Source organism: Pseudonocardia halophobica, from assembly GCF_050948485.1.
Taxonomy (GTDB): domain Bacteria; phylum Actinomycetota; class Actinomycetes; order Mycobacteriales; family Pseudonocardiaceae; genus Pseudonocardia; species Pseudonocardia halophobica.
This window is the reverse complement of record NZ_CP192046.1, coordinates 3,503,780-3,529,381: the sequence shown is the minus strand read 5'-3', so window position 1 is coordinate 3,529,381 and position 25,602 is coordinate 3,503,780. Positions and strand designations below refer to the sequence as shown.

The 25,602-nt window shown below is 72.0% G+C and carries 24 protein-coding genes and 1 pseudogene; 7 read left to right on the top strand and 18 right to left on the bottom strand.

Features of this window, described 5'->3' with window-relative positions; all coding sequences use genetic code 11:
• Positions 1 to 399 (top strand): hypothetical protein, encoded by a 399-nt coding sequence (locus tag ACQP04_RS16995; protein WP_433508000.1) that lies wholly within the window; start codon positions 1 to 3, stop codon positions 397 to 399.
• A gap of 312 nt (positions 400 to 711) precedes the next feature.
• On the opposite strand, the gene ACQP04_RS16990 is transcribed toward ACQP04_RS16995, so the two are convergent.
• On the bottom strand, positions 712 to 1,485 hold the full coding sequence (locus tag ACQP04_RS16990; RefSeq protein WP_433507999.1) for a hypothetical protein: 774 nt from the start codon (positions 1,483 to 1,485) through the stop codon (positions 712 to 714).
• 68 nt (positions 1,486 to 1,553) lie between these two features.
• On the opposite strand from ACQP04_RS16990, the gene ACQP04_RS16985 reads away from it, so the two are divergent.
• Positions 1,554 to 1,847, top strand: coding sequence for a hypothetical protein (locus ACQP04_RS16985; RefSeq protein ID WP_433507998.1), 294 nt, complete (start codon positions 1,554 to 1,556; stop codon positions 1,845 to 1,847).
• Between the two features lie 5 nt (positions 1,848 to 1,852).
• Here ACQP04_RS16985 and ACQP04_RS16980 read toward each other — a convergent pair whose 3' ends face one another.
• The 3 genes from ACQP04_RS16980 to ACQP04_RS16970 form a co-directional block, all read right to left on the bottom strand.
• The gene (locus tag ACQP04_RS16980; RefSeq protein WP_433507997.1) at positions 1,853 to 2,179 is read right to left on the bottom strand and encodes a hypothetical protein; all 327 of its coding nucleotides are present in this window, start codon (positions 2,177 to 2,179) and stop codon (positions 1,853 to 1,855) included.
• Entirely contained in the window at positions 2,170 to 2,580 is a 411-nt protein-coding gene (locus tag ACQP04_RS16975; protein ID WP_433507996.1) for a Gp19/Gp15/Gp42 family protein, read from the bottom strand. The genes ACQP04_RS16980 and ACQP04_RS16975 overlap by 10 nt, the downstream gene beginning before the upstream one ends.
• 157 nt (positions 2,581 to 2,737) lie before the next feature.
• Positions 2,738 to 3,772, bottom strand: coding sequence for a pentapeptide repeat-containing protein (locus ACQP04_RS16970; protein WP_433507995.1), 1,035 nt, complete (start codon positions 3,770 to 3,772; stop codon positions 2,738 to 2,740).
• A 487-nt stretch (positions 3,773 to 4,259) separates the two neighbouring features.
• On the opposite strand from ACQP04_RS16970, the gene ACQP04_RS16965 reads away from it, so the two are divergent.
• On the top strand, positions 4,260 to 4,520 hold the full coding sequence (locus ACQP04_RS16965; protein ID WP_433507994.1) for a hypothetical protein: 261 nt from the start codon (positions 4,260 to 4,262) through the stop codon (positions 4,518 to 4,520).
• Positions 4,521 to 5,459: 939 nt separating this feature from the next.
• Here ACQP04_RS16965 and ACQP04_RS16960 read toward each other — a convergent pair.
• The 8 genes and pseudogenes from ACQP04_RS16960 to ACQP04_RS16925 all read right to left on the bottom strand — a co-directional run bounded on the left by ACQP04_RS16960 (position 5,460) and on the right by ACQP04_RS16925 (position 14,211).
• Positions 5,460 to 5,726, bottom strand: a complete 267-nt coding sequence (locus ACQP04_RS16960) for a hypothetical protein (RefSeq protein ID WP_433508533.1) — start codon at positions 5,724 to 5,726, stop codon at positions 5,460 to 5,462.
• Between the two features lie 35 nt (positions 5,727 to 5,761).
• Positions 5,762 to 6,121, bottom strand: a pseudogene (locus tag ACQP04_RS16955) (ABC transporter substrate-binding protein); the annotation flags it as partial.
• Between the two features lie 89 nt (positions 6,122 to 6,210).
• The gene (gene uvrA / locus ACQP04_RS16950; RefSeq protein WP_433507993.1) at positions 6,211 to 9,141 is read right to left on the bottom strand and encodes an excinuclease ABC subunit UvrA; all 2,931 of its coding nucleotides are present in this window, start codon (positions 9,139 to 9,141) and stop codon (positions 6,211 to 6,213) included.
• 1,450 nt (positions 9,142 to 10,591) lie between these two features.
• Positions 10,592 to 11,266: an MBL fold metallo-hydrolase gene (locus tag ACQP04_RS16945; protein ID WP_433507992.1), complete on the bottom strand. Its 675-nt coding sequence runs from the start codon at positions 11,264 to 11,266 to the stop codon at positions 10,592 to 10,594.
• A 52-nt stretch (positions 11,267 to 11,318) separates the two neighbouring features.
• The gene (locus tag ACQP04_RS16940) at positions 11,319 to 11,684 is read right to left on the bottom strand and encodes a hypothetical protein (RefSeq protein ID WP_433507991.1); all 366 of its coding nucleotides are present in this window, start codon (positions 11,682 to 11,684) and stop codon (positions 11,319 to 11,321) included.
• A gap of 135 nt (positions 11,685 to 11,819) precedes the next feature.
• Positions 11,820 to 12,503, bottom strand: coding sequence for a GAP family protein (locus ACQP04_RS16935; RefSeq protein ID WP_433507990.1), 684 nt, complete (start codon positions 12,501 to 12,503; stop codon positions 11,820 to 11,822).
• 51 nt (positions 12,504 to 12,554) lie between these two features.
• Positions 12,555 to 13,844, bottom strand: a complete 1,290-nt coding sequence (locus ACQP04_RS16930) for an AI-2E family transporter (protein ID WP_433507989.1) — start codon at positions 13,842 to 13,844, stop codon at positions 12,555 to 12,557.
• A gap of 82 nt (positions 13,845 to 13,926) precedes the next feature.
• Complete coding sequence (locus ACQP04_RS16925) at positions 13,927 to 14,211, bottom strand: hypothetical protein (RefSeq protein WP_037044221.1); 285 nt, start codon at positions 14,209 to 14,211, stop codon at positions 13,927 to 13,929.
• Positions 14,212 to 14,451: 240 nt separating this feature from the next.
• Between ACQP04_RS16925 and ACQP04_RS16920 the strand changes: the two genes are divergently transcribed.
• Positions 14,452 to 15,750, top strand: a complete 1,299-nt coding sequence (locus tag ACQP04_RS16920) for an LCP family protein (RefSeq protein ID WP_433507988.1) — start codon at positions 14,452 to 14,454, stop codon at positions 15,748 to 15,750.
• A gap of 160 nt (positions 15,751 to 15,910) precedes the next feature.
• Here ACQP04_RS16920 and ACQP04_RS16915 read toward each other — a convergent pair whose 3' ends face one another.
• The 3 genes from ACQP04_RS16915 to ACQP04_RS16905 form a co-directional block, all read right to left on the bottom strand.
• Positions 15,911 to 16,099 (bottom strand): hypothetical protein, encoded by a 189-nt coding sequence (locus tag ACQP04_RS16915; RefSeq protein WP_037044218.1) that lies wholly within the window; start codon positions 16,097 to 16,099, stop codon positions 15,911 to 15,913.
• A 97-nt stretch (positions 16,100 to 16,196) separates the two neighbouring features.
• Positions 16,197 to 16,940: an enoyl-CoA hydratase/isomerase family protein gene (locus ACQP04_RS16910; protein WP_433507987.1), complete on the bottom strand. Its 744-nt coding sequence runs from the start codon at positions 16,938 to 16,940 to the stop codon at positions 16,197 to 16,199.
• The gene (locus tag ACQP04_RS16905) at positions 16,940 to 18,445 is read right to left on the bottom strand and encodes an AMP-binding protein (RefSeq protein WP_433507986.1); all 1,506 of its coding nucleotides are present in this window, start codon (positions 18,443 to 18,445) and stop codon (positions 16,940 to 16,942) included. Before ACQP04_RS16905 ends, ACQP04_RS16910 begins: the two co-directional genes overlap by 1 nt.
• An 80-nt stretch (positions 18,446 to 18,525) precedes the next feature.
• On the opposite strand from ACQP04_RS16905, the gene ACQP04_RS16900 reads away from it, so the two are divergent.
• Complete coding sequence (locus tag ACQP04_RS16900) at positions 18,526 to 20,673, top strand: prolyl oligopeptidase family serine peptidase (protein WP_433507985.1); 2,148 nt, start codon at positions 18,526 to 18,528, stop codon at positions 20,671 to 20,673.
• A gap of 14 nt (positions 20,674 to 20,687) precedes the next feature.
• On the opposite strand, the gene ACQP04_RS16895 is transcribed toward ACQP04_RS16900, so the two are convergent.
• Together ACQP04_RS16895 and ACQP04_RS16890 are read right to left on the bottom strand one after the other, a co-directional pair.
• Positions 20,688 to 22,223, bottom strand: a complete 1,536-nt coding sequence (locus tag ACQP04_RS16895; protein ID WP_433507984.1) for an MFS transporter — start codon at positions 22,221 to 22,223, stop codon at positions 20,688 to 20,690.
• Between the two features lie 119 nt (positions 22,224 to 22,342).
• Positions 22,343 to 23,254, bottom strand: a complete 912-nt coding sequence (locus ACQP04_RS16890; protein WP_433507983.1) for an MOSC domain-containing protein — start codon at positions 23,252 to 23,254, stop codon at positions 22,343 to 22,345.
• Between the two features lie 102 nt (positions 23,255 to 23,356).
• Here ACQP04_RS16890 and ACQP04_RS16885 point away from each other — a divergent pair, with 102 nt between their 5' ends.
• Both ACQP04_RS16885 and ACQP04_RS16880 read left to right on the top strand, forming a co-directional pair.
• On the top strand, positions 23,357 to 23,731 hold the full coding sequence (locus tag ACQP04_RS16885) for an FKBP-type peptidyl-prolyl cis-trans isomerase (protein ID WP_433507982.1): 375 nt from the start codon (positions 23,357 to 23,359) through the stop codon (positions 23,729 to 23,731).
• An 8-nt stretch (positions 23,732 to 23,739) separates the two neighbouring features.
• Positions 23,740 to 24,252, top strand: coding sequence for a metallophosphoesterase family protein (locus ACQP04_RS16880; protein ID WP_433508381.1), 513 nt, complete (start codon positions 23,740 to 23,742; stop codon positions 24,250 to 24,252).
• A gap of 56 nt (positions 24,253 to 24,308) precedes the next feature.
• On the opposite strand, the gene ACQP04_RS16875 is transcribed toward ACQP04_RS16880, so the two are convergent.
• Entirely contained in the window at positions 24,309 to 25,406 is a 1,098-nt protein-coding gene (locus tag ACQP04_RS16875) for a TerC family protein (RefSeq protein ID WP_433507981.1), read from the bottom strand.
• Between the last annotated feature and the right edge of the window lie 196 nt (positions 25,407 to 25,602).

Sequence of the window (25,602 nt, the reverse complement as noted above, 5' to 3'; positions counted from 1 at the left end):
ATGGCACTTCAGCGTTCCGAGGACCTGCGGCAGCTCATCAATTGGGCGTGTGCATCCGGGAAGGCGCTCCGCAAGAAGGATTTCGCCAAGTTGCAGTTCGCGGGCGGTATCCCGAAGTACGAGCAGGACGAATTGATCGAGTCCCTGATCGAGGAGACCGCGTTTATGGCGCGTTTGCGGGCCGAGGGCGAGAACGGGCTCTCCCGGCAGCACAGCGATCGCGTCATTCACGACTACAGCCGCTATTTCGAGGACACGCCCACCGATCCCTCCCCGGTCGACGAGGACGAGACCGACCCGCGCGTCCTCGCCTCCGCGATCCTCGACAACCCGTACAAGCCGTCCACGTTCCACGGGTCGGGCCGGTCCGGAGCCGCAATGGACCGGCCCGTCGGGTAGAATTGGCGGCAGCCATTGATTTGGCCTTTCAATGGAACAATTGAATTAGGTCGTTTCCCTCTTCGTGGCGGCAAGCGGGGCAGCTAGCTACATTTCATCCTCTTTGTGGGGCTGAGGGCCCAGGAGGGAACGGCCACCGCGACCCGGGAGGGAATTGCGGGCTCACTCCGTGCGGGGCGCAGCAATTGCGCACTATTCGAGTCCGAATTCCTTTTCCGGGTCGCTGCATTGCTTTGGATGCTATTCTGCGCGCTCGAAAATGTCGGACATTTGCACGCATGGGCGGAGCAGCAGTGACAGACCGGTACGCCGCTACCAGGCTAGGGGAGGCGCCCCAGCCTGTGGATGACCTTTGTGTGCTGCATGGGGGTTCCCCAGCCATCGTAGGGCTTCTAATTGGTCTGCCGAGAGATGCGTAACGGGTTCGTCAGGTAAATCAAGAAGATCCATGAGCTTGTCCACAACGGGGCCGGTAACCGCAATTAAGCGGCCGTTGAAGTCTCTAATCCACGGGTCGGATTTTGTGTCCAGGTAGAATGCCGCTACCAATGGGGACGCCGCGAAGCCCTCAGGCGATTGCTCGGCGAGACTTTTTGGGATGATGAAGTGCTCGCTTTCGACCGGGACAATTTCATCTGTCGGTGGCAGGACGGAGATCACGGTCGACCAGCAGAAGACCGTGGGGTGCGGAACGGGCATACGCTTCTCCAATAGCGCCCAGCCGCTCGGGTCGTCGTGGATGAGGCGCATCTGGTCATTGTGTTTCTGCTCGGTGAACGCGAAGGGCATTACGAACACGGCAACCTGAATTCCGTAGACAGGGAGACCTGACCTATTCACCGAATGCAGGATCAAATTTTCGGTCGAACTCGTCTTGCTAATCTCGCCATTGGGGCTCCATATCGCGACCTGTGACGCCTGCTCCCGGTGCTTGTCTAGCGCCGCGTCGCGTATCTGCTCAGCCTGGAAGCGGTTCGCGCGGAACGCCGCTCGCACCGCGAAGTACGCGAACGTGAGCGCCAAAATCGACCCAATGCCTGCAAGCCAATCCGGCACGGACCCCCAGTCCACCTGCGCGAGCTGCATAGCGCGCTAGCCGATCAGGTGTCGGTGGGGCGCAGCAAGCCGCCGTAAGGGTCCGACATGATCTAGGTGTGGAAGACGACGAGGACGACGCGTACTCCCGCGTGCTGCGGCAGGCCGTGCACGACGCGGTGCGAGCCGTCCTGCTGCACGGGCACAGCCCCCCGGAGGCGGCTTCGGCGGAGCGCGGGGTGTTCGGGTGGCTTCTCGCCGAGCACGGCCTCCAGGCCGTCCTGGATGCCGCCGAGGAGATGGTGTCCGACCTTGGGGAGGCGTTCGCGGCGATCGCATCTGTAGAGCGGTTGGAGCCGCTCCGGGTCGCGGACGGCTGGTATCACGACCAGCCGGAGCCCGACGTCGGGTGATCCTGCTACCGGGTCTCCTCGATGATGACCTCGACGTGCCGCGTGGCCTCGCTGACGTCGTACACCATCGGGCCGGACACGACGTGGAATGAGCGTCCGGCGAATTCGACTCTCGCCCATGGGCCGAGGGGCGCGTCACGGCAGATGAGCCGGTACAGGGCGCGGACCCGTTGCCCTTGGGAGGCGTCGATGGTGGTGGCCATCGGGGTGATCGTCACCCGGCGTACGAGGACACCGACGGCGCTGGGCGCCTGGACGGGATTGCCGCGCGAATCCTCCGTCGCGATCTCGGGAAAGACGAGAATGTCGTGCGGGCCGTGGTCTAGAAGCACGACGCGTTCTCCGTCCGGGTGGTCGGTTGGGTCCAGGCCGGGGAGTGACCGGCCGCCCGGCGGATGATGTTCTCCTCTGCCGAGGTGAGGAGTGCGCCGGTATTGACGGCCGCGCGCTGATATGTGTAGACCCCGGCGGTCTCCGATTTAAGTCCGTCCGGGTTGTGGATGTTGTTGGCGACCCGATTGGCGATGACCGCGCGCACGGCGGCCGGAACGGCGGTTGTGCTGGCCTTGAACGGGTCGATCCATTCGGTCCGGGCGATGGTACGCACCATGGCGGAGACGTCGTCGATGAGGCTTTCGGCGCGTGCCTGTTCGTGGGGGTCGAGTTCCCTCCCGAGTCGGGTTTCGACGTCGCTGACGTCGATGAGTGGGAATTCGTTCGAGGCGTTTGCCATGCCGAGAATTGTATTACTGCGAAGGTTAGTCGAGGCATGGCGCAGCGGGTTCGGGCGTCCGAATCGTGATTCTCGCCGGGGCGAATACTTTCGAATCACGCGGCAATGACCTGGCCAGATCGGCGATCGCGATGCCGTCTGCCCGGCGGCGCTTCGCTTAGTCCCGGTCGAGCGGCTTCTGATATCGCCAATCGCCCGACTCCGGATCATAGGAAAGCACCCAACCCCGGGGGGCAGCCTTCCCCCGCAGGGTATGACCTGCACCCGTTTTGATTCGTGCGCCCGCAAGGTCTAACTCTGCTCGCACATTTGCCGATCTGAACCCGGGGTTGCGTGCGAAGATTGCAGACTTGAAGCTCCCGCCGTCCTCGCTATTGAAATACGTGTTCAAAAAGCTTACCCGCTCATTGAACGATGCCTTGTCGAAAGCTACATATCCGTTGAAGTGCGCTTCGCGGAAGAATGCGCTCCGGTCGAATACAGTTGCCGACATTCGCGTAAAGCCTTCGAAAGTTGTCTCGATGAAGATTGCGGAGTTCAGGCGTCCGCCCATGAGGTCGAAATCTTCCAAGAGCGCCCCGCTGAGATTGACGTCCACTCCAGTCCAACGGCGAGCGCCTTTCAGACTGCTGGTGAGGATCCGTTGTGCGGTCAGGCGTGCTTCGCGCTGCTGCCGCCAATCACGCCTAGCTGCTTCGTCCTCTGGAATTTCTGTACTGAGTGGCATTCGCAGGTAAGCGCAAAGCAGATCGACGATCGTCTGCTGTCTTTCCGTGCTCGAATTGCCGAGATGCTGTAATGCGTACAATCCCGCCGTCCGAACGACGGAATTCTCGCTTCCGAGTTGGTCGGCCGCCTTTGTGTACTGCTCGGCGATCCGTCGCTCCACGGCATCGTGTTCAGTCTTTTCGGCGACATGGCGCTGGTGTGCAAGTGTTCGCTCGGCAGATTGCTGCCGCCGGGCCGCGAGATAGAGGGCAGCGATCCCTCCGGTACCCACGACAACCGTTCCTGCTGTTCGAAACACTTCTAGTTGCTGCCGGTCACGTTCGGACCCTCCGCCGAAGAATCGTACGAGGAGAATGAACGCAAGTACGCCTATAGCGACTAGCCCCAGCCCCCACAGGACGATCGCGCGGGTGGTCATTGGCGTTCCGAGGTTCGGCTGCTTCTCCGGTCTGTCATCGGCCACGGGCGCATCATGGCCCCCGTGACGATCCCCTGAGTTCATCATCAACTTTGAGTACGAAGACCCGTGCGCCGTAACGGGCGTACCGGATCTTCCGATGCGGAAGCGGCAAGTCCGATCTACCCCGTGAGGTCCCCGTGCGCCCCACCGTCAGCATGCTCATCGCCACCGCCGTCACGGCGGTCGCGCTCACCGCGTGCTCCAACACCTCCGCGTCGTCCCCGACGGTGGACGTACCGACTGCGACGGCGGCGGTAGCTCCCGCCTCGCCGAGTGCGGCCCCGGCGCCGGACGCGAACGAGTCCCCGCGCGGAAATCTTGTAAAGGCCGTTGGTGAGACGGCGGGGTGGGGCGTCAGCAACGCCGAAATCTCCGTGAAGTTCGTGGTCGACAAGATCACCGTCGACCCGAAGTGCACAACGCAGTTCGCCCGGCCCGCCGAGAACGGGCACTTGGTCAAGATCGATCTCCGGGTGGAGACGACCCGAGCATGCCGACGAACTTCGGCTACTCGATCAACCCGGGCGCGTGGTCAGCCGTCGGCGAGGACGGGGTGACGCAGACCAGCCTCGCCACCGCCCCGAGCTTCTCGTGCCTGAACCAGAACGAGCAGCTCGCGTCCCAGTTGTCGCCCGCGTCAAAGTACCGGGGAGCGATCGTTCTGGACGTCAGCAGCCCGACCGGCACCCTGATCTTCTCCCACCCGAACCCGACCCTCGGCGGCTGGGAGTGGACCTACGGGAAGGCCTGACAGCCGCGCGTAGAGACGTCGGGCCCGCCCCTATCGGCCTGCGCCGCCTTCAAGGCGCTCGTCGCACGAGCGGTGATCCGACCGTCGGTAGCGATCAGGTTTGCGCCCTAATCGGGCTGGCTATGCGCGCCTCAGGTCCCGGGGGTCGGTCGAGCCAACGCCGGAGTCAAGCCCCCGGGGCCGCCTCTGCGCCCGAATCGCCCGAGACTGCCGGACCGATTCGGCCGCTGCCTCTCTGGCGGCCTTGGCTGTGCTCCGGAGCTCCTCCGCCTTCGTGGCGGCAAGCCGCGCCGTCCGAGCCACCTCCGACCACTCCGGTCGACTCGGATTCATGTTCGATGCTTACCCCGCTGAAGCGGCCATCGCATGGGCGGCGGGACGGTGGCAGCCCGCTACCGTTCTCGCCGTCGTCGGCTTCCCCCCGACGGGTCCGTGACGATCCGCGACGGGACGGGGAAGCGATGAACGATCACGACCGGGAAGCCCTGCTGGCCGATCTCCGTCGACACGGCCTTGGTGATCTTGTGTTCCCGCACAACCACGGGTGCGCCGGGGCGGTGTTGGGGTTCGCGGGCACCCCGTCGGCCTGTCAGGCGGCCGTGACGGCGGCAGCGGAGCGGTGGTACCGGTACCCGCGCCCGGCCAGGGTCCGGGTGTTCCTGTGCGCGCTGCACGCCCGGCTGGAGGCGGCCGAACCGCTCACCGTCGCGGATGAGCGGGAGTTGGCGCGGCGGCGGGCGGAGGCGGCCCGGTGGGAGCGGGTCCTACAACGCGGTCGCGATCTCTCGGGCGATGGGAAATCTCGATAACGCGATGGGGAATCCATGGGGAGAAGGGGTCCCGGAAGCTGCTTCCGGATTCCCGGGACTTCCCCCAGTTGGCCCATCGGTGCTGGTCAGCTACGGTGTCCCTGCTGAACACCAGGTCAGCCGCTCGCCGTCACGTTATGGTTCCATAACGCGAGCGGTGCGTCAGCCAGTGCCGACGCCGGCGTTCGGCCCCAGCGGGTGAGCACGCGGCCTCGAGAATGGTCGCCAGCTCGTAGAGCACGATCGACGCGATCACGGCGAGGGCCACGATCGTCGAGATGCCGCCGTAGTTGCCCGAGCCCTTGTAGCCGGACAGCACGCCGCCCATGCCCGCGAAGCCCACGAGCCACTCGGCCAGCATGGAGCCGACGATCGCGCCCGGGACCGAGATCCGCATCGCCGCGAGGAACTCTGGTTGGTGCCGGCCTGGATGCCGAGGCGCTTGCCGATCAGATCCTGCGGCGTGCGGATCGGGGTGCCCTGCTCCATGGGCAGGATGCAGAACGGGTTCTTCTGAAACGTGCTGCCGATGATCGTGAGCGGCGCGCCCTGCTCGGTGATGAAGCGGGCGGTCGCGTCGGGCGCGGAGAGGCCGACGGCGACGTTCTTGGCCAGGACCAGCGCGTCGGCGCTGTCGAGCGGGCCGGTCACGAGGTCGACCGAGGCGAAACCGGCCGCCTTGTAGTAGCCCTTCGAGTCCGCCATGTACTCGCCGGCGAACTCGATGTTCTTGATCCATGACAGCTGCAGGGCGGTCGGTCGCGCTTGTGCAACACGAGTGGGTGATCCCACACGCGCTCACCGTGCGCTGACTGCTACGAACGCAGCGTGCCCGGGACCACCGCAGCGGTCCCGGGCACGCCCGGACGGAACGACGACGCTCAGCTCGCGGCGACGGCCTTCTTCCGCCGGGTGCGCCGGGCCGGGGCCGCCGGTGTGACCAGGTGCTTGAGGAACAGGCCGGTGTAGCTGCCCTCGGTGCCCGCGACCTCCTCGGGCGTGCCCTGCGCGACGACCGTGCCGCCGCCGGAACCGCCCTCGGGCCCCATGTCGAGGACCCAGTCCGACGTCTTGATCACGTCGAGGTTGTGCTCGATGACGACGACCGAGTTGCCCTTGTCGACCAGCCCGTTGATCACCTGCAGCAGCTTGCGGATGTCCTCGAAGTGAAGGCCCGTGGTCGGCTCGTCGAGGATGTAGATCGTGCGGCCGTTGGACCGCTTCTGCAGCTCGCTGGCCAGCTTCACGCGCTGCGCCTCGCCGCCGGAGAGGGTGGGCGCCGGCTGCCCGAGCCGGACGTAGCCCAGCCCGACGTCGACCAACGTGGTCAGGTACCGGCTGATCGAGGTGATCGGCGCGAAGAACTCCGCGGCCTCCTCGATCGGCATGTCCAGCACGTCCGCCACGGTCTTGCCCTTGTAGTGCACCTCGAGGGTCTCCCGGTTGTACCGGGCGCCCTTGCAGACCTCGCAGGGGACGTACACGTCGGGCAGGAAGTTCATCTCGATCTTGATGGTGCCGTCCCCGGAGCACGCCTCGCAGCGGCCGCCCTTGACGTTGAACGAGAAGCGGCCGGCCTGGTAGCCGCGTACCTTCGCCTCGGTGGTCGACGCGAACAGCGTGCGGATCTTGTCCCACACCCCGGTGTACGTGGCCGGGTTGGACCGCGGCGTGCGGCCGATCGGCGACTGGTCGACGCGGACGAGCTTGTCCAGCTGCTCGATCCCGGTGATCCGGGTGTGCCGGCCCGGCACCTGGCGGGCGCCGTTGAGCTTGTTCGCCAGCACGGTGGCCAGGATGTCGTTGATCAGCGTGGACTTGCCGGAGCCGGACACACCGGTGATCGAGACGAGCCCGCCGAGCGGGATGTCGACGTCGATCCCCTGCAGGTTGTGCTCGCGGGCGCCGACGATCGTGAGCCTCCGCTCCGGGTCGAGGGTGCGCCGCACGTCCGGCACCGGGATGCTGCGCCGCCCGGAGAGGTAAGCCCCGGTGAGCGACGTGTCGTGCGACTCCAGGTCCGCCACCGTGCCGGAGTGCACGACCTGGCCGCCGTGCTCCCCCGCGCCCGGGCCGATGTCGACGGCCCAGTCCGCGGCCCGGATGGTGTCCTCGTCGTGCTCGACGACGATCAGCGTGTTGCCCAGCTCCTTGAGCCGGGTCAGCGTGTCGATCAGCCGGCGGTTGTCGCGCTGGTGCAGGCCGATGGACGGCTCGTCGAGCACGTAGAGCACGCCGACCAGGCCGGACCCGATCTGGGTGGCCAGCCGGATGCGCTGCGCCTCACCGCCGGACAGGGTGCCGGCCGCGCGGTCGAGCGAGAGGTAGTCCAGCCCGACGTCGAGCAGGAACCCGAGGCGGGCCTGGATCTCCTTGAGCACCCGGCCCGCGATCATCGCCTGCCGCTGGTCGAGCACCATCCCGTCGAGGAACTCGGCGCACTCGGCCACCGACATCGCCGACACCTCGGCGATCGACCGGTCGCCCTGCTCGCGGTGCGCCAGCGTGACGGCCAGGACCTCGGGCTTGAGCCGCGCCCCCTTGCACGCCGGGCACGGCACGTCCCGCATGTAGCCCTCGTACCGCTCGCGCTGCGACTCGGACTCGGTCTGGTCCATCCGGCGCTCGAGGAACGGGATCACGCCCTCGAAGTTGGCGTAGTAGGCGCGCTCGCGGCCGTACCGGTTCCGGTAGCGGACGTGCACCTGGTCGTCGCTGCCGTGGAGCACCGCCTTCTGCGCCTCGGCGGGCAGCTTGCGCCACGGGGTGTCCATCCGGAACCCGACGCTCTTGGCCAGCCCGGACAGCAGCCGGCCGAAGTACTCGGCGGTGTGCCCGTTGTTCCACGGCGCCACGGCCCCGTCGGCCAGGCTGAGCTCGGGGTCCGGGATGACGAGCTCCGGGTCGACCTCCTTCTTGATGCCGATGCCCGAGCACTCCGGGCACGCGCCGTACGGCGAGTTGAAGGAGAACGTGCGGGGCTCGAGATCGTCGAGCGTGAGCGGGTGCCCGTTGGGGCAGGCCATCCGCTCGGAGAACCGGCGCTCGCGGTGCGGGTGCTCGTCGTCCAGGTCGACGAACTCCAGCACGACGAGCCCGTCCGCCAGGCGCAGCGCGGTCTCCACCGAGTCGGTGAGCCGCTGCTTGGCGCTCGGCTTGACCGACAGCCGATCGACGACCACCGCGATGTCGTGCTTCTCCTGCTTCTTCAGCTTCGGCGGGTTGCTGAGCTGGTGCACCGTGCCGTCGACCAGGACGCGGGAGTAGCCCTGGCCCTGCAGCGTGGTGAAGAGGTCGACGAACTCGCCCTTGCGGGTGCGGACCACCGGGGCCAGCACCTGGAAACGGCTGCCCTCCTCCATCGCCAGCACCTGGTCGACGATCTGCTGCGGGGTCTGCTTCTCGATCACCTCGCCGCAGACCGGGCAGTGCGGGACGCCGGCCCGGGCGTAGAGCAGCCGCAGGTAGTCGTAGACCTCGGTGATCGTGCCGACCGTGGAGCGCGGGTTGCGGTTCGTGGACTTCTGGTCGATCGACACCGCGGGCGAGAGGCCCTCGATGAAGTCGACGTCGGGCTTGTCCATCTGGCCGAGGAACTGCCGCGCGTACGCCGACAGCGACTCGACGTACCGCCGCTGGCCCTCGGCGAAGATCGTGTCGAACGCGAGGCTCGACTTGCCGGAGCCGGACAGGCCGGTGAAGACGACGAGGCTGTCCCGGGGCAGGTCGAGATCGACCCCGCGCAGGTTGTGCTCGCGCGCGCCGCGCACGACCAGCCGGGGAGCGTCGTGCGGGGTGCGGACCTGTGCCACGAGGGCGCCTCCTTACGGGTCACCGGGGATCGGCGGGCCCGGTCCGCGGCAGACCGGGGACCCGCGATCGATGCTAGGCCGGGGGTCCGACAGAAATCATTCGCACCGTCCGACCCGGGGTTCCCGGTCGGCGGGCGCGCACCGGCGAGCGCCGGGCGAACACGGGCCACCGGCTCGCACCGGCACCGCGGCCGCCGTCGGGATCCCCGTTCGGCCACCCGGCTCAACGCCGCGGACCGCCCGGTGCTTCCCGGCGGCGCCCGCCGGACCAGGTGACCACTGTCGCACACATGTTCGACGGAGGTACCACGGGGCCTCGGCTCCGGACCGCAGCACACCCGCTCCCGCCCGCTGCCACACCCGGCGAGTGCCCGACACACCCGGTCGACGGTCTGTGCGGTGCTCGAGCGGGTGTGCCGACCGTCCGGACGAGCGTCGCTGGCATTCCCGGGGCCGGATCGGCGCGAGAAGGCGTACGCGGGAGCGCGGCCGGGTTCCGCCCACGGGGCCGCCCGGATCGGCGCTGTCAGGCGCCTGCAGGGGCGGCAGGCGCAGTGGCGCGGGCGACGCCACACCATCGAGGGTCGCGGCACACCCGGTCCTGCCCGCCGCCACACCCGGAGGGCGCACGACACACCCCGTCGACGGCCTGTACGGCGCCCGAGCAGGTGTGCCGGCTCCCCGTACGCGACGGGCTCGACACCGGCGGGCTCCCGGGGTACTGCCGGAATCCATCGGCCCGGCCGGCACACCCGGCCGCGCGTGGCACACCCGGTCGACAGGCGGTGCGGCGGTCGCTCCGGATGCCGCCCGTCCCGGGCGGGTGTGCCGCGCTCGAGTCGGGGTGCCGGCGCTACGAGCGAGTGTGTCGGCGCGGCCGGTGTCAGTGCGGCCAGCGGATGCCGCGCTCCCTCGGGCGTCCCGGGAAACACCCGGTGTACCGCGCGGCGAGCGGGATGCCGCGCTTCCGCGGGCGTCTCGCGCTCCGGCCGGTGTGCCGCCGCTCGCTCGGGTGTGCCGCTCCCGCGGTCGGGCCGCCCGACCGGAGCCGATCGCCGGCGCTCCGGCCGACGTGCCCGCTCCGGTCGACGTGCCCGCTCCGGCCGACGTGCTGGCGCTCCGGCCCACGTGCCGGCGCTCCGGCCGGTGTGCCGGCGCTCCGGCCGGTGTGCCATCGCTCGTGGCAGTGGGCGCGCTCGGGCGGGTGCGCCTTGCTCCCGGAGGTGTGCCGCGCGCCCGAGCTGATCGTCAATTCGGGCGGGTGCGCGACGAGACCCCGCAGTCCAGCGGCCCGCCGGCCTGCGGCGGGAGACGCGCCCGACCGGGCGTGCGGCGACAACCCGCAGCCCAGCGGCCCGCCGACCTACGGCGGCGGCGTCGGCGCCTCGGATCGGCCGCGAGCAGACGGCGGGCCGCCACGGAAGCAGAGGCGGCCGGCCGAGCGCTCAGCTCACCAGCCCCGCTCCCGCCACTCCTTCAACGACGGGCGCTCGGCGCCGAGGGTGGTGTCGTCGCCGTGGCCCGGGTAGACCCAGGTGTCGTCCGGCAGCTCGCCGAAGACCCGGGACTCGAGGTCGTCCATCAGCGAGGCGAAGTCCTCGGCCGACCAGGTCTTGCCCGGCCCGCCCGGGAACAGGGAGTCGCCGGTGAACAGGTGCGGGCGGTCCGGGCCGCGGTAGAGCAGCGCGATGGAGCCCGGCGTGTGCCCGCGCAGGTGGATGACCTCGAGGGAGATCTCGCCGAACTCCACCCGGTCGCCGTGCGAGACGAGCTCGTCCATCGGGATCGGCAGTTCGGGGGCGTCGAGCGGGTGCGCGATCTGCCGGGTCTGGAACATCCCCGCCACCGCGCCCAGCGCCTGCCAGTGGTCGTGGTGGCGGTGGGTGGTGACGAGGTGCCGCAGCTCGGGCCTGCCGTCCTCCGCCCCGACCAGGTCGGCGATGCGCTCCGGCTCGTTGGCCGCGTCGATGAGCAGCGCCTCGTTGGTGGCGGTGCAGGTCAGCAGGTAGGCGTTGTTGTCCATCGGGCCGACGGACACCTTGCTGATCGTGAGCGGGGCCAGGCTCCGCCGGATCGCCGCGCCGCCGGGGTCGGTGTGCCCGCTGTACTCGTCCAGGACGTCCACGCGCGCAGCCTAGTGCCGCCGGCGCCCGCCCGTCCCCCTGCCGCCGACCCGGTCAGCCGCCCGGTGTGAAGAGCCGCGGGAACGTCTGGGCCGCGTCCTGCACGAGCAGGTACCCGTACACGACGAGCGCGATGAACAGCAGGCTCGCGAGCGAGGTCAGGACGTACGCGACGGTCCGCAGCACGGTGAGGGCCCGCCCGTCGCCGGTGCCCGGGAGTCGCTGGCCGCGCGGCGGGGTGTGGGCCGGCGACTGTCGCGGCGCGGGCGCCCAGCCGGCGCGCGCCGCCTGCTCCCCGACGGTGGTCGGCGGGCCCTCCGGCGGGGCACCCGTGGCGGCCCGCTGGTACGGGACCGGGGGCTTCTGCCCGACGGCCCGGAAACCGCCGCTCCCGCTCGTCGACGCCCTGTGCGTGCTCACCCGTCGAACCCCCTGCCCGCGACCCGGTGCTGCCCGGCGCCAGTCTGGTGGGTGGAACCACGGTTGGTCACCCCGGCGGTCGCCGTCCACCCGTTCGTGGTACACCGCCTGCGACCGCCCGCGTGCGCTCGGTGCTCAGGCCCGCGTGGTCAGGTCCACGATCCCCGTGACGACCAGGTAGGCGCCCAGCGCCCCGAAGAACAGGACCGTGATGGGCCGCCGGCGGGCGCGGATCCACGCGACGAGCCGTTCGAGCACCTCGCGGGCGACCTGGGGCCGGTGCACCGCGAGCACCAGCGCGACGATGGCGGTGCTGAACCAGATCGCGTTGTAGACCGCCACCTGGACCAGCCCGTCGACCACCGCTCCCGCGGCCGAGGCGACGATCGCGTTGAGCGCGGCCAGGTACGTCAGGCCGGGCAGGTGGGTGAGGACGCCGGCCCCGGCGGCCCCGCGCACAGTCAGCCCCTGCAGCCGGCGCTGCATCCAGGTCGGCTCGCCGGGCGGCCGCTCGGTCCCCCGGCTAAACGGCCAGGGCGACCGCCACCGCGCCAGGGCCGCCACCGCGTAGACGAGCGCGGCCACGCCGAGGACGACGTCGAGGACCGGCCTGCTCGACGTCGTCGCCGTGCGGGCGTTGAGGCCCTGCAGGAGCACGACGACCAGGGTGCCGACGGCGAGGGTGAACACGAGCCCGCCCACGAGGTACGCCGTCAGCAGCCGCCGTGGGTCCCGGGACGCCAGGATCGCGAACAGCGCGGCGAGCGCGGTGGGCCGGAGTACCGCGGACAGTGCGAGCACCAGCGCCTCGGTACTCACGACTCGGTGCTCACGCGCGCGGTCAGCCGCCGGTGCGGGTGCCGCCGCGGCTCACGGCGTGACCCGGGGGTCGCTGCGGGCGGGGGGCTCGGGCGGCCCGGCGGCCCCCGGCCCGCCCGCGGCGTCCCCGTCGGTCCCGCTCGCGACGCCGGCCGGTTGCGGGTGCCGGTGCGCCTTGCGCGCGGCCTTCTTCTCCGCCTTGCGCGCCGCCTTGGCGGCCTCGTCGGCGGCCGCCTCCTCCGCCTCCTTCGGCGTCGACCGCAGCCAGGCGTCCGCCCACCGCGCCTTCGGGTCGATGTCCACGAGCAGGGCCTTGACCAGGAGCGTCAGCGGGATCGCGAGGATCGCGCCGAGGGGGCCGAGCAGCCATGCCCAGAAGAACAGGGCCACGAACGTCACCGTGACCGACAGGCCCACCGCGTCGCCGATGAACCGGGGCTGGATGAGCGACTGGACCACGAAGTTCAGCGCGCAGTAGACGACCACGACCGCGACGGCGAGCTGCGGCCCCCCGACCAACAGGCCGAGCAGGGCCGGCGGGATCACGCCGATGACGAACCCGATGTTGGGGATGTAGTTGGTGATGAAGGCCAGCAGACCCCAGGTCACCGCGAGCGGGATGCCCATCAGGGCGAGGGCGATCGAGTCGAGCACCGCGACGATGAACCCGAAGACCGTCGTGACCAGCAGGTACTGCCGCGTGCCCCAGGCGAAGTGACCGAGGGCGCCGATGACGTCGGGCCGGTCGGCGGCGATCGAGGCGAGCCGGTGCCGCACACCTCCCGACTCGACGGTCAGGAAGAGCAGGAGCGCGAGCAGGAACACGAGGTTCGACGCGAGCCCGGCGACGCTGCCGAGGAGCGAGGCCAGGAGCTCCGCCAGCTTGCCGATGTTGAGCGAGCTCGCCGCCTCCTTGAGCTGGTCCGGTCCCACCCCCGCCTTCGCGAGCGCGGAGGTCAGGGACGAGACCAGCCCGTCGGCCTGCGACGCGTACTTGGGGAGCTCGGTGGCGAGCCGCGCGATCGAGGTGATGATCCCGAGGGCCAGCACGATGAGGACGGCGTAGACCAGCACGACGAGCACCAGCGTCGTCGCCCAGGCGGGCCAGCCCTTGCGCTTCAGCCAGCCCTGCACGGGCGAGACGGCGATCACGATGATCAGCGCCATGAACGCCGGCGCGATCAGCCAGGCGATCGCCTTGATGCCGGCCACCACCACGACGACCGCCGCGGCGCCCAGCAGCACGACGAGCGCGCGCGGCAGGCCCCGGTCGCGGGAGCGGGACCCGTTCGACGGGAGGTCGTCCGGGCTGTGGGCGGGGGGTGGCACCGGAGTCGTCACGCGGCGACGCTAGGTCCGGCCGGAGGACCCGGCCTCACCCGCCGCGGGCGAACGGGCGCCTCCCCCCGCGTGCTCCCGCTGGTCAGGGCACCGGCACCGCGCGCCGGTCCCCGGGCTCCGCGGCGCGCCACGCCCCGGCGCCCGCACCGGCGGCCGCGCGGGCCTGCGCCCACTTGAGCTTGGCCAGGTCCGTCGGTCCCAGGTCCGCCCGGCGCAGCCAGCTGCGGGCCGCCTTGGCCGCGGCCGCTCCCGCCAGCAGCGAGCCTCCCAGACCGGCGAGGGCGCCCACCGCCAGCAGGACCACCGATCCGATCAGCAGCCCGTGGTCGAGGTCCTCCCACTGCGGGTCCGTCCGACGATCGTTCATGCCGGTCTCCTCGTCTCTCGTGCGGTTCGCCGCCCACGGTCGCCCCGCTTCGGGCGCCGCCGCCTCACCCGGCCCGAGTGACCGGACGGGCGTTGGGCCGGTCGGGTGGAGGTGATCACTCGTTCGCCACGGGCCTGTGCACAGGCCGTACGCTCGGCCGACGGCCCTGGTGGCCGTGTCTCTCCTCTGGACGGTCGCAGCGTCGGGACGTGCAGTGGTCCCTGTGCGTGAGAGGAACGGATGGAGAAGCCGTTGCGGTCCCGCACGCTCCGCCGCGTCCTCGCCGGTGCCGGGCGCACCGGCGTCGCGCTGCTCGCCGTCGCGGTCCTCGCCGGCACCGGCTACGTCTGGGTGGTGTCGCGCACCTTCGCCGCCGACCTCACCACCAGCTCGGTCCTGGCCACCCGTGCGGGCGCCACGGCCGCGGGGTCGACCCCGCGCCGCAGCTACACCGCGCTGCTGGTCGGCCTGGACAGCCGCACGGACGCGCAGGGCGAGCCGCTCCCGCCCGACCTGCTCGCCGAGATCCACGCCGGCGACGACGGCGGGGAGCTGCACACCGACACGATCATGCTCGTCCGCGTGCCGGCGGACCCGCGCTCCCCCGTCGTCACGGTCTCGTTCCCGCGCGACTCCTACGTCCCGCTGGCCGACGGCAGCGGCCGCCACAAGATCAACTCGGCGTACGGCCGTGCGTACCGGGCCGAGCAGGCGCGGCTCGAGGCGCAGGGTGTGACCGGCGCCGAGCTGGACCGGCGCAGCCGCGAGGCGGGCCGGGCGAACCTCGTCGCGACCGTCGAGGCCGTCTCCGGGACCACGGTCGACCACTACGCCGAGCTCAACCTCGCCGGGTTCGTCGAGCTCACGAGCACGCTCGGCGGGGTGAACGTCTGCCTCAACCAGCCGGTCGACGACCGGGCCTACTCCGGGGTGGACCTGCCCGCCGGGCCGCAGACCGTCAGTGGGGCCGCCGCGCTGGCGTTCGTCCGCCAGCGGCACGGGCTCGACGGCGGGGACCTCGACCGGATCACCCGCCAGCAGGCCTTCCTCGCCGGGCTCGCCCACCAGGTGCTCGCCGCCGGCACCCTCGCCGACCCCGCCACCGTCTCGGCGCTGCTCGGGGTGGTGACCCGGCACGTCGTCGTCGACGCGGGGTGGGACCTGCGGCAGCTCGTCGGTCAGCTCGGCGGGCACGCGGGCGGCGACGTCGTGTTCCGGACCATCCCCTCGATCCGCCCGGACCTCTGGACCCCCGTCGACGGCGTGGCCGTGGAGATCGACGACGACCAGGTCCGGGACTTCGTGCACACCGTGCTGTTCACCGACGCCCGGGCGGACGGGACCGCGCCCGAGACACCCGACCCGGACGCGTCGCGGGTCAAGGCGACCGGGCCCGCCCCGTCGGCAACGCCCTCCGTCCCCCCGACCGCCGCGACGGCGACGTCGACGGTCGCGCCGACCACCACGATCGCCGTGCCCGAGGACCAGTGGCAGCGCCGCCCGCTGATCGACGCCGCGGCCGTGCCCTGCGTGAACTAGGCCGTGTCTCCCGACCCGCCACCACCGCTCCCGGCGCCCACGCCGTCCCCGCCGGCGTTGCCGGGCCACCCGAATACGCCCGGTATCAGGGCGGCCCGGCTGCCTTGCCGGGAACGACGTGGATCACCGGGCCCGACGGCGCCGGATCGAGAGACACTGCCTAGCCGGTCGCGTCCCGCTCGATGCGCGTCGCCCGGTCCCGGATCCGCTCCGGCGACCACGTCGCGACCTCGCGCAGCTGCTCGACCAGGGCGATCTCGACGGCCGCGTGCACGGCCGCGGGCGAGACACCCGGGTCGACGGACCGGGCCGCGGCCAGCGCCCGGGCCGAGAGGTACACGTTGATCATCCGGTCACCTCCGTTGGTGGGGATGCATCCCCAACGCGTACCGCCGGAAACGGAGACGGGCCGCGGGGCGAGCGGTCCCCCCGGTGGGGCGAGCGGATCACCGTTCGAGGAAGGCGGCCACCCGCTCCCGGTGCTCGGCGGTGCCGAAGAGCAGGGCCGTGGCCTCGACCGCCTCCGCGAAGCCCGGCTCGGTCCCGCGGTTGACGAACGCCTTGCCCACCTCGACCGCGAGCGGCGGCAGCGCCGCCATCTCCGCGGCCAGGTCCAGCGCGGCGTCGAGCAGCGCCGCGTCGGGCAGCACCTCCTGGACCAGCCCCGCCCGGGCGGCGGTGGCGGCGTCGATCACCCGGCCGGACAGCGCGAGCAGCCGGGTCCAGTGCCGGCCCATCACCTCGGGCCCGCGCACCACGCCCCAGCCCGGCGTGAGTCCGACGGTGGGCTCGCGGAAGGCGAAGGTCGCCGACTCGGCCGCGTAGACGACGTCGCAGGCCAGGGTCAGTTCGGTGCCGCCGCCGTGCGCGATGCCGTTGACCGCGCCGATCACCGGCACCGGGCAGCGCTCGACGCTGCTGAACGCGTCGAACACCAGGCGCAGGTGCCGGCGGACACGGGCGGTGTCGCCGGCGATCTCCCGGAAGCTCGCGATGTCCCCGCCCGCCGAGAAGGCCCGCCCCGCGCCCGTCAGCACGGCCGCCCGGACCTCCGGGTCCGCGCCCAGCTCCGCGGTGAGCGCGATCAGCTCCCGGAAGAACAGCGGGTCCATCGCGTTGAGCTTGTCCGGCCGGGCGATCGTCACCAGGGCGACGCCGGGCCGGGGCGAGGTGATCTCGAACCGCTCCATCAGGCCTCCCGGTCCCAGGTGTCGGCGGTGACCCCGTCCGCCCGCAGCTTGTACTTCTCCGTCCGCTGGCTCGGGGTGACCGGCAGCGCGTCGAGGAACCGCACGTACCGCGGCACCGCGAACTCCGTCAGCCGCCCGGTGCAGTGCGCGACCACGCCCGGCCCGTCGAGCTCGGCCCCGGGGACGAGGACCACGGCGACCATGACGTCCTCCTCGGACAGCGGACTGGGCACCCCGTAGGCCGCGACGGCGTCGACCGCCGGGTGGGTCGCGAGGACCCGTTCGATCTCCCAGGAGGAGACGTTCTCGCCGCGGCGGCGGATCGAGTCGGAGAGCCGGTCGAGGAAGTAGAGGTACCCGTCCGCGTCCATCCGGCCGCGGTCGCCGGTGTGGAACCACAGGTCCCGCCACGCCGCGACCGTCTCGTCCGGCATGTCGTGGTAGCCGCTGAACAGGATGCCCGGCACCTTCGGCCGGCAGACGATCTCGCCCGCCTCGCCGCGCGGCACCTCGTGCCCGCGCCCGTCGACGATCCGCACCTCGTAGCCCGCGGCGGCGCGGCCGGGCGAGCCGCTGCGCCGCTCCCCCGGCGGACCCTCGACGACCAGCGACGCCTCGGTGCTGCCGTAGATCTCGGTGAGCGCCACGTCGAACCGCCGCTCGAAGGCCTCCGTGACCTCCGGCGGGCAGGGGGCGCCGAAGCCGACGCGGACGGGGTTGTCGGCGTCGTCGGGCCGCGGTGGGCGGTTGTGCAGCAGGGTGAGCATCGCGCCCTGGAAGTTGAAGGCGGTGACCCCGTGGGCGCGGCAGGTGTCCCAGAACCCGCTCGCCGAGAAGCGCCGGTCCATGACCAGCCCGGCGCCGGTGAGCAGCGCGGGCAGCACGGAGCAGAAGCGGGCGTTGGAGTGGAAGAGCGGGAACACCGAGTAGAGCCGGTCGGCGGCGGTGTAGCCCATCAGCTCGACGGTCCGCCGGGCCAGCCACAGGTTCGACCGGTGCGAGAGCCGGACGCCCTTCGGCGGGCCGGTGGTGCCGGACGTGTAGAGCACGACCGTCGTCGCGTCGGGGTCGACGGCGGGGAACCCCGCAGGCTCCCGCTCCACGTCGGCCAGCGTCGGGGCGTCGCCGGGCCCGTGCACGACGACCCGGACGTTCGCCGGGGCCGCCTCGCGCACGAGCGGCAGGAACTCGGCGTCGCACACCACCGTGCGGGCACGCGAGTGCGCCAGCAGGTGTTCCAGGAGGTGGCCGCGGGTGGCGGTGGTGAGCGGGACCTCCACGAGACCCGCCCGGGCGAGGCCGAACCACACCGCGAGCGCGGCCGGGCTCGCGCGCATCATCAGCGCCACGTGGTCGCCCGGCTCGTGGTCGAGGGCGAGGAAGCCCGCGGCCAGCCGGTTCGCGGCCGCGTCGAGCGCGGCGGGCGAGGTGCGCTCGCCCGCGACGGTCCAGGCGGTGTCGTGCGGATGGGCGGCCAGCAGGTCGCCGAGGGTCCGTGCCGTCACACCCGCCGACGCTACCCACCGGTCGTTTGGCAGGGAAGGCCGTCCGGTCCGGCGCGGCGCGGTCCGGCAGACTGCGCACCGTGAGCCAGCCGATCACGGACACCCGGTCGACCGCCGACTCCTTCCCCCGCCTGCACGCCCGCACCCGCCGGTTCACCCTCGGCGCCCCGCGCGGCGTCACCGTCTCGCCCGACGGCGGCAGGGTCGTCTTCCTGCGCAGCCGCGGCGGAACGGACCCGGTGACGTGCCTGTGGAGCCTCGAGGTGGAGACCGGCGAGGAGCGGCTGATCGCCGACCCGCGCGAGGTCGACGACACGGACGTCGAGGACCTGCCGGCCGAGGAGCGGGCGCGTCGCGAGCGGGCCCGCGAGCAGGCGGGCGGGGTGGTCGGCTACGCGACGGACCGGGCCGTGACCCGCGCCGTGTTCCCGTTGTCCGGCAAGCTCTACCTGGCCGAGTTCGCCGGCGGGCTCACCCCGCGGCTCATCGAGACCGACGGCGCGGTGATCGACCCGCGGCTCGACCCCACCGGCGCGCGGATCGCGTTCGTGTCCGGCGGCGCCCTGCACCTGCACCTGATCGCCGCGCGCACCACCACGACCCTGCTGGTCCCCGAGGGCGACGACGTCACCTACGGGCTGGCCGACTTCGTCGCCGCCGAGGAGATCGACCGGATGCGCGGCTACTGGTGGTCCCCCGACGGCGACGCGCTCGTCGTCGCCCGGGTCGACGAGGCCGCGGTGCCGGTGTGGCACATCGCCGACCCGGCCAACCCCGACCGCACCCCCGCGGCCGTCCGCTATCCCGCGGCCGGCACCACCAACCCGGCCGTGACCCTCGACGTCGTCGGTCTCGACGGCAGCCGCACGCCGATCGGGTGGGACGTCGAGCGGGACGAGTACGTGGTCGACGTCGTGTGGGACGACCGCGGCCTGTTCGTGGTCGTGCAGCCCCGCGACCAGAAGGCGCTGCGGATGCTCGCGGTCGACCCGGCCACGGGCACGACCACGCTCGTCGACGAGGAGACCGACCCGGTGTGGGTCGACGCGACGCCGGGCCTGCGGGTGCACACCGCCTCCGGCGCGCTGGTGAAGCTGGCCCACCGCGACGGGGCGCACCGGGTGCTGGTCGACGGCGAGCCCGTCACCCCGCCGGATCTCCAGGTCCGCAGCCTGCTCGATGTCGACGGCGACACCCTGCTGATCAGCGGCTCGACCACCCCCGCGTCGGTCCGGCTGTGGACCTGGGACGCCGTGGGCGGGCTGGTGCCCGTGTCGCCCGAGGAGGGCGTGCACTCCGGGCGCTTCTCCGGCGGCACGTACGTGCGCACCTCGACCGACCTCGCCTCGCCGGCCGCGACCACGGTCCGGACCGCGGACGGGGCTGATGTCGTCGAGCGGGAGATCGCCTCCTTCGCGGCCGAGCCGAACGTCGAGCTGCGGATCTCGCTGCACCGCGCCGGCGAACGGCGGCTGCAGACCGCGCTGCTGCTGCCCTCCTGGTGGGAGCCGGGCGTGCCGCTGCCCGTGCTGATGGACCCGTACGGCGGGCCGCACGGCCAGCGCGTCTACGCCGCCCGCAACCCCCACCTGACCAGCCAGTGGTTCGCCGAGCAGGGTTTCGCGGTGGTCGTCGTCGACGGCCGCGGGATGCCCGGCCGCGGGCCGGAGTTCGAGCGGGCCGTGCACCTGGACCTCGCCCAGCCCGTGCTCGACGACCAGGTCGACGCCCTGCGCGCCCTCGCCGTCGAGAACCCGGACCTCGACCTCACCCGGGTCGGCATCCGCGGCTGGTCCTTCGGCGGGTTCCTCGCGGCGCTCGCGGTGCTGCGCCGGCCGGACGTCTTCCACGCCGCGGTGGCCGGCGCGCCGGTCACGGACTGGGAGCTCTACGACACCCACTACACCGAGCGCTACCTCGGGCACCCGGCCGTCGAGAAGGCGGCCTACGAGCGGTCGTCGCTGCTCGCCGACGCCGCCACCCCGGCCTCCGAGGACCGCCCGAACCGGCCGCTGATGGTCGTCCACGGGCTCGCGGACGACAACGTCGTGGCCGCCCACACCCTGCGACTGTCCTCGGCGCTCCTCGCGGCGGGCCGCCCGCACCAGGTGCTGCCGCTCTCCGGCGTCACGCACATGACGCCGCAGGAGGTCGTCGCCGAGAACCTGCTGCTCCTGCAGGTGCAGTTCCTCCGCGACGCGCTGGGGGTGCCCGCGCCGCCGGCGTGACCGCCCGCGCGCGCTCAGTCGTGCGCGATGTGGTGGGGCGTCTCGTCGTCGGCCGAGGCCCTGCCGTCGCGGGTGTCCGGGGCGTCGGGGTCCGGCGCGCCGACCCCCGCGGCCCGGCGGCGCTCGTCGCGCAGGTCGTGGATGCCCACACCGAGCGCGACGAGCGTGGTCAGCACGGCCACACCCAGTGCGCCGGTGATGGCCGCCCGGTACGAGTCGCCGGCGGCGCCCAGCACGCCGTAGAACACCCCGGCGACGACGGCGGTGCCGATCGCCGCGCCCACGCGCTGCCCGGTCTGCAGGGCACCGCCGGCCGAGCCGGCCATCCGCACGGGCACGTTGCGTAGGGTCATGGTGATGTTCGGCGAGATCACGAAACCGCCGCCGATGCCGCCGAGCAGCAGGGCCGGCGCAGCGGCGATCCCGGCGATCTCCCCCGGGACCAGCGCGAGGATCGCCGCGGTCGCGGCCACCCCCACGGCGACCAGCGACAGGCCGAACACGGTCAGCCGGCGGCCGAAGCGCTCGACGAGCCGCCCGGCCACCACGGCGGACACCGCGGAGCCGACCGCGAACGCGGTGACCGACAGCCCGGACTGGAGCGGCGTGTAGCCGAGGCCGGACTGGAAGAACTGCGCGAACACGATCCAGACGCCGGAGAACCCGGTGAAGTAGACGAGCCCGAGCAGGGCGCCGGGTGCGTAGCCGGAGGTCTCGGTGACCAGCCGGATGTCGAAGAGCGGCTCGGCGCCGCGGCGCACCTCGCGGCGCTCCCACCACAGGAACAGCACCGCCAGCGCCACGCCGATCGGGAACAGCCACCACAGCCGCGCGATCCCGCCCGACTCGGCCTGCACCAGCGGCAGCAGCAACGCGAGCACCGCACCGCCCAGCAGCGCCGCACCGGCCCAGTCGATGTGCGGCCGCTCCCCGCTCTGCGCCCTCGGCAGCAGCCGTGCGGCCAGCACCACCGCCAGCACCCCGATCGGGACGTTCACGTAGAAGATCCACCGCCAGCCGTCGGGCTCCCCGAAGGCGGCGAGCAGCAGCCCGCCCACGATCGGGCCGGCCGCCGTCGAGATGCCGACCGTGGCGCCGAAGAACCCGAACGCCCGGCCCCGCTCGGCACCGCGGAACAGGCTCTGGATCAGCCCGGAGTTCTGCGGCGCCAGCGACCCCGCCGCGAAGCCCTGCAGCAGCCGGGCGACCACGAGCAGCTCGATCGTGGGCGCCGCACCGCACAGGGCGCTGAACGCGACGAACGCGGTGAGCGCGATCAGGAACATCCGGCGGCGGCCGAACGCGTCGCCGAGCCGGCCGGCCGGGACGAGCGCGAGGCCGAAGGTCAGCGCGTACCCCGAGACCACCCACTGCGCGCCCGCCGGGTCGGTGCCGAGCCCCTGCTGGATCGACGGCAGCGCCACCGAGACGATGCTGACGTCGAGCAGCGTCATGAACCCCGCGGCGAGGGTGACGGACAGGGCCCGCCAGCGGCGCGGGTCGGGGCTGTACTCCTCCTCGGTCCCCTGGCGGGCCGGGGCCGAGGTCATGAGGCGGTGCAGGTGTGGGAGCGGGCGGGCACGACGTCGGACGTTACCGCCGGCCCCGGCGACCCGCCTTCCGAGCGCCGGGCACCGGCGGGAGGGCCCGTGCGCTCGTGCCCGGCCGGTCAGGCGGGCCGGACGCGGTCGCCGACCCGGACCGTCCCCGCCGCGGCGACGTCGGCGTAGGCGCCTGCGCACGCCCAGGTCCCCATCCCCGGGATCGTCCGCCGGTTGATCTTCGCGATGGTGCGCAGCGTGTCCCGGTCCTCCGGGAGGCCCTCCTGCGCCAGGGTCGTCATCACGCAGCGCATGGTCGGCATGGTGACCGTGATCAGGGCGTCGCCGACGGCGAGGGTCTCGCCGACCCACCCGTCCTCGACGAACCCGGGTCCCTGTGCGGTGTCCAGCAGCAGGTTCGGGCGGTAGCGGCGGGCGTCGAACGTCGAGCCGGGGGCGGCCTCGGAGAGCGCGGCCAGCGTGGAGCCGGTCATCAGGTGCAGCACGCCGAGGTCGAGGAAGGAGTCGGTCGGGGTGAGCCCGGCCGTGCCGATCCGGCTGACCGGCTCGCCCTCCTCACTGTGCTCGACAGTGGTGTCGTCGATGAACGCCTGGGGTGCCAGGCCCTCGATCTGCGGCCACTGCTCCTCGAACTCGGCCCCGGCCGCCGGGTCGGCCGACAGCACGACCGCGCGGCCGAGCAGGTCGGAGAGGGCGGTGTCGAGCCCGGGCTCGTCGCTGCGCAGGGTCCGGCCGTCGGGGAAGGTGACGGCGACGGGCGGCGGGGCCGCGTCGGGCTCCGGCTCGCCGAGGAAGGTGGCGCTGCAGCCGAGCAGGGCGCCCCACTTCCGGGGGTACTTGGCGCTGGCCACCGTGCCGTCCTCGGCGTCGACCACGGCATAGGCGCGGTCGCCGAGGGCCCCGCCCGGGAGCAGGGCGAGGGCGTCGACCCGCTCCCCCTGCATCGACTTGACCGGGAAACGGTGGAGGGCGGTGATGGTCGCGTGGGTCGTCGTCGCCTGTGACGCTGGTGCGGGCATGATCCCTTCGTAGCGGGCGCACCGGGCCCCGCGCCACCGCCGGACGGCGGGGGTCTGGCAGGGTGGCGGCCGACCGACGCGAGACCCAGGAGGAACCCGACGATGGCACCGCAGAAGCCCGACGTCGACCCGATCGACGGCCCGGCCCCGACCGACCTCGAGATCACCGACATCGCCGTCGGCGAGGGCGAGGAGGCGAAGGCCGGCCACCGGGTGGCCGTGCACTACGTGGGCGTGGCGCACTCGACCGGCGAGGAGTTCGACGCCTCCTACAACCGCGGCCAGCCGCTGCAGTTCGGCCTCGGCGCGGGCCAGGTCATCCAGGGCTGGGACCGGGGCGTGCAGGGCATGAAGGTCGGCGGGCGCCGCCGGCTGGTCATCCCGCCGCACCTGGGCTACGGCGACCGGGGCGCCGGGGGCGTCATCAAGGGCGGCGAGACCCTGATCTTCGTGGTGGACCTGCTCGCGGTGCAGTGACCCCGCCCGTGCGGTTGCTGATCCTCTCCGACACGCACGTCCCGGTGCGGGCCAAGGACCTGCCCGCGCCGCTGTGGGAGGCGGTGGAGTCGCTCGGCGCGGACGACCTCGTCGTCCACGCCGGCGACTGGATGGACCCCGGGCTGCTCGACGCGCTGGAGGCGCGGGCGCCCCGGGTCGTCGGGGTGTGGGGCAACAACGACGGCCCCGAACTGCGCGAACGCCTCCCGGAGGTGGCGCGGTTCGAGGCCGGGGGGCTGCGGTTCGCCGTCACCCACGAGACGGGTGCGGCCCAGGGGCGGGAGCGGCGGATGGCCGCCCGCTTCCCCGACGTCGACGTGCTGGTCTTCGGGCACAGCCACGTCCCGTGGGATTCGACGGCTCCCACGGGCCTGCGCCTGCTGAACCCCGGCTCCCCCACCGACCGCCGCCGTCAACCCACGCACACGTGGATGACGGCGACGGTGCAGGAGGGCGAGCTGAGCTGGGTGGACCTGGTCCACCTGGAGAACCTGCGCTGACATGACCGTGCGCGGGACGCGGTGCTCCGGCACCACGTCCCGCGCACGGTCACGGGTCAGGAGTGCTCGCGGTCGTAGCGGGCCATCTCCTCGTCGATCTCCCGGTCGTGCCGGTCCATCGCCTCGGCCTCCTCGCGGGTGTGCGCGACGGGCACCGCGACGGAGCCGTGCGCCTCGGCGAGCTCGGGCCGCCGCCGCACCGCGACCAGGCTGGCCACCGTCGTGATCGCCAGGACACCCACGATGACCAGCAGCGACACCGCGATGCTGACCTCCGGCACCGGGATCGGCTGGCCGCCGTTGAGGAAGGGCAGCTCGTTCTCGTGCAGGGCGTGCAGCACGAGCTTGACGCCGATGAAGGCCAGGATCACGGCGAGGCCGTAGGACAGGTAGATCAGCTTCCTGAGGAGCCCGCCGAGCAGGAAGTACAGCTGGCGCAGGCCCATCAGGGCGAAGGCGTTGGCCGTGAAGACCAGGAACGGCTCCTGGGTCAGGCCGAAGATGGCCGGGATGGAGTCGAGCGCGAACAGCAGGTCGGTGAGCCCGATCGCGATCATCACGATCAGCATCGGGGTGACCCAGCGCTTGCCGTCGAGCTTCACGGTGGTCTTGGAGCCGTGGAACTTGTCCGTCACCGGGAGCACGCGGCGCACGAACCCGACGACCTTGGGCTCCTTCCACTCGTCCTCGTCGCCGCCCATGCCCTGCCGGACCATGTTCACCGCGGTGTAGATCAGGAACGCGGCGAAGAGGTAGAACACCCAGCTCAGGGCGTTGATCGCGGCGGCGCCGACGGCGATGAACAGGCCGCGCATCACCAGCGCGATCACGATGCCGACCAGCAGCACGCGGTGCTGGTGGATCGCCGGCACGGCGAAGCTCGACATGATGATCACGAAGACGAACAGGTTGTCGACCGAGAGCGAGTACTCGGTGATGTAGCCGGCGAAGAACTCCCCGGCGTACTGGCCGCCCGCGAAGTACCAGATGCCGAGGCCGAACAGCACGGCGAGCGCGATGTAGAAGAGCACCCAGCGGGTGGCTTCCTTGATCGTCACGGCGTGGGGCTTGTGGTCGACCAGGAACAGGTCGGCCAGGATGATGGCCACCAGGCCGCCGATGGTGGCGAACCACAGCCAGACGGGCACGTTCACGCGGGGAGCCTCCAGGGGTCTCGGGCAGCACGGGACTGCTCCGAGGTCTCTCCCCTCCGCTCAGCTGCGGATCGATGGCGCCGGGTTCGGGACCCGCATGATTGTCGGTCCTGGGCTGCGGGGCCCTTCTCCGTGCTGACGACGCCACCGTGACCGGGATACTCCCCTGCGGTGCCGCTCCAGTCTGCCCGCCCCG

Bases quoted from the DNA above. Each gene is read 5' to 3' on its own strand.
- ACQP04_RS16995 (WP_433508000.1), top strand. From the start codon at position 1: ATGGCACTTCAGCGTTCCGAGGACCTGCGGCAGCTCATCAATTGGGCG.
- ACQP04_RS16990 (WP_433507999.1), bottom strand. From the start codon at position 1,485: ATGCAGCTCGCGCAGGTGGACTGGGGGTCCGTGCCGGATTGGCTTGCA.
- ACQP04_RS16975 (WP_433507996.1), bottom strand. From the start codon at position 2,580: ATGGCAAACGCCTCGAACGAATTCCCACTCATCGACGTCAGCGACGTC.
- ACQP04_RS16965 (WP_433507994.1), top strand. From the start codon at position 4,260: ATGCCGACGAACTTCGGCTACTCGATCAACCCGGGCGCGTGGTCAGCC.
- ACQP04_RS16960 (WP_433508533.1), bottom strand. From the start codon at position 5,726: ATGCGGATCTCGGTCCCGGGCGCGATCGTCGGCTCCATGCTGGCCGAG.
- ACQP04_RS16925 (WP_037044221.1), bottom strand. From the start codon at position 14,211: ATGAACGATCGTCGGACGGACCCGCAGTGGGAGGACCTCGACCACGGG.
- ACQP04_RS16920 (WP_433507988.1), top strand. From the start codon at position 14,452: ATGGAGAAGCCGTTGCGGTCCCGCACGCTCCGCCGCGTCCTCGCCGGT.
- ACQP04_RS16915 (WP_037044218.1), bottom strand. From the start codon at position 16,099: ATGATCAACGTGTACCTCTCGGCCCGGGCGCTGGCCGCGGCCCGGTCC.
- ACQP04_RS16910 (WP_433507987.1), bottom strand. From the start codon at position 16,940: ATGGAGCGGTTCGAGATCACCTCGCCCCGGCCCGGCGTCGCCCTGGTG.
- ACQP04_RS16895 (WP_433507984.1), bottom strand. From the start codon at position 22,223: ATGACCTCGGCCCCGGCCCGCCAGGGGACCGAGGAGGAGTACAGCCCC.
- ACQP04_RS16890 (WP_433507983.1), bottom strand. From the start codon at position 23,254: ATGCCCGCACCAGCGTCACAGGCGACGACGACCCACGCGACCATCACC.
- ACQP04_RS16885 (WP_433507982.1), top strand. From the start codon at position 23,357: ATGGCACCGCAGAAGCCCGACGTCGACCCGATCGACGGCCCGGCCCCG.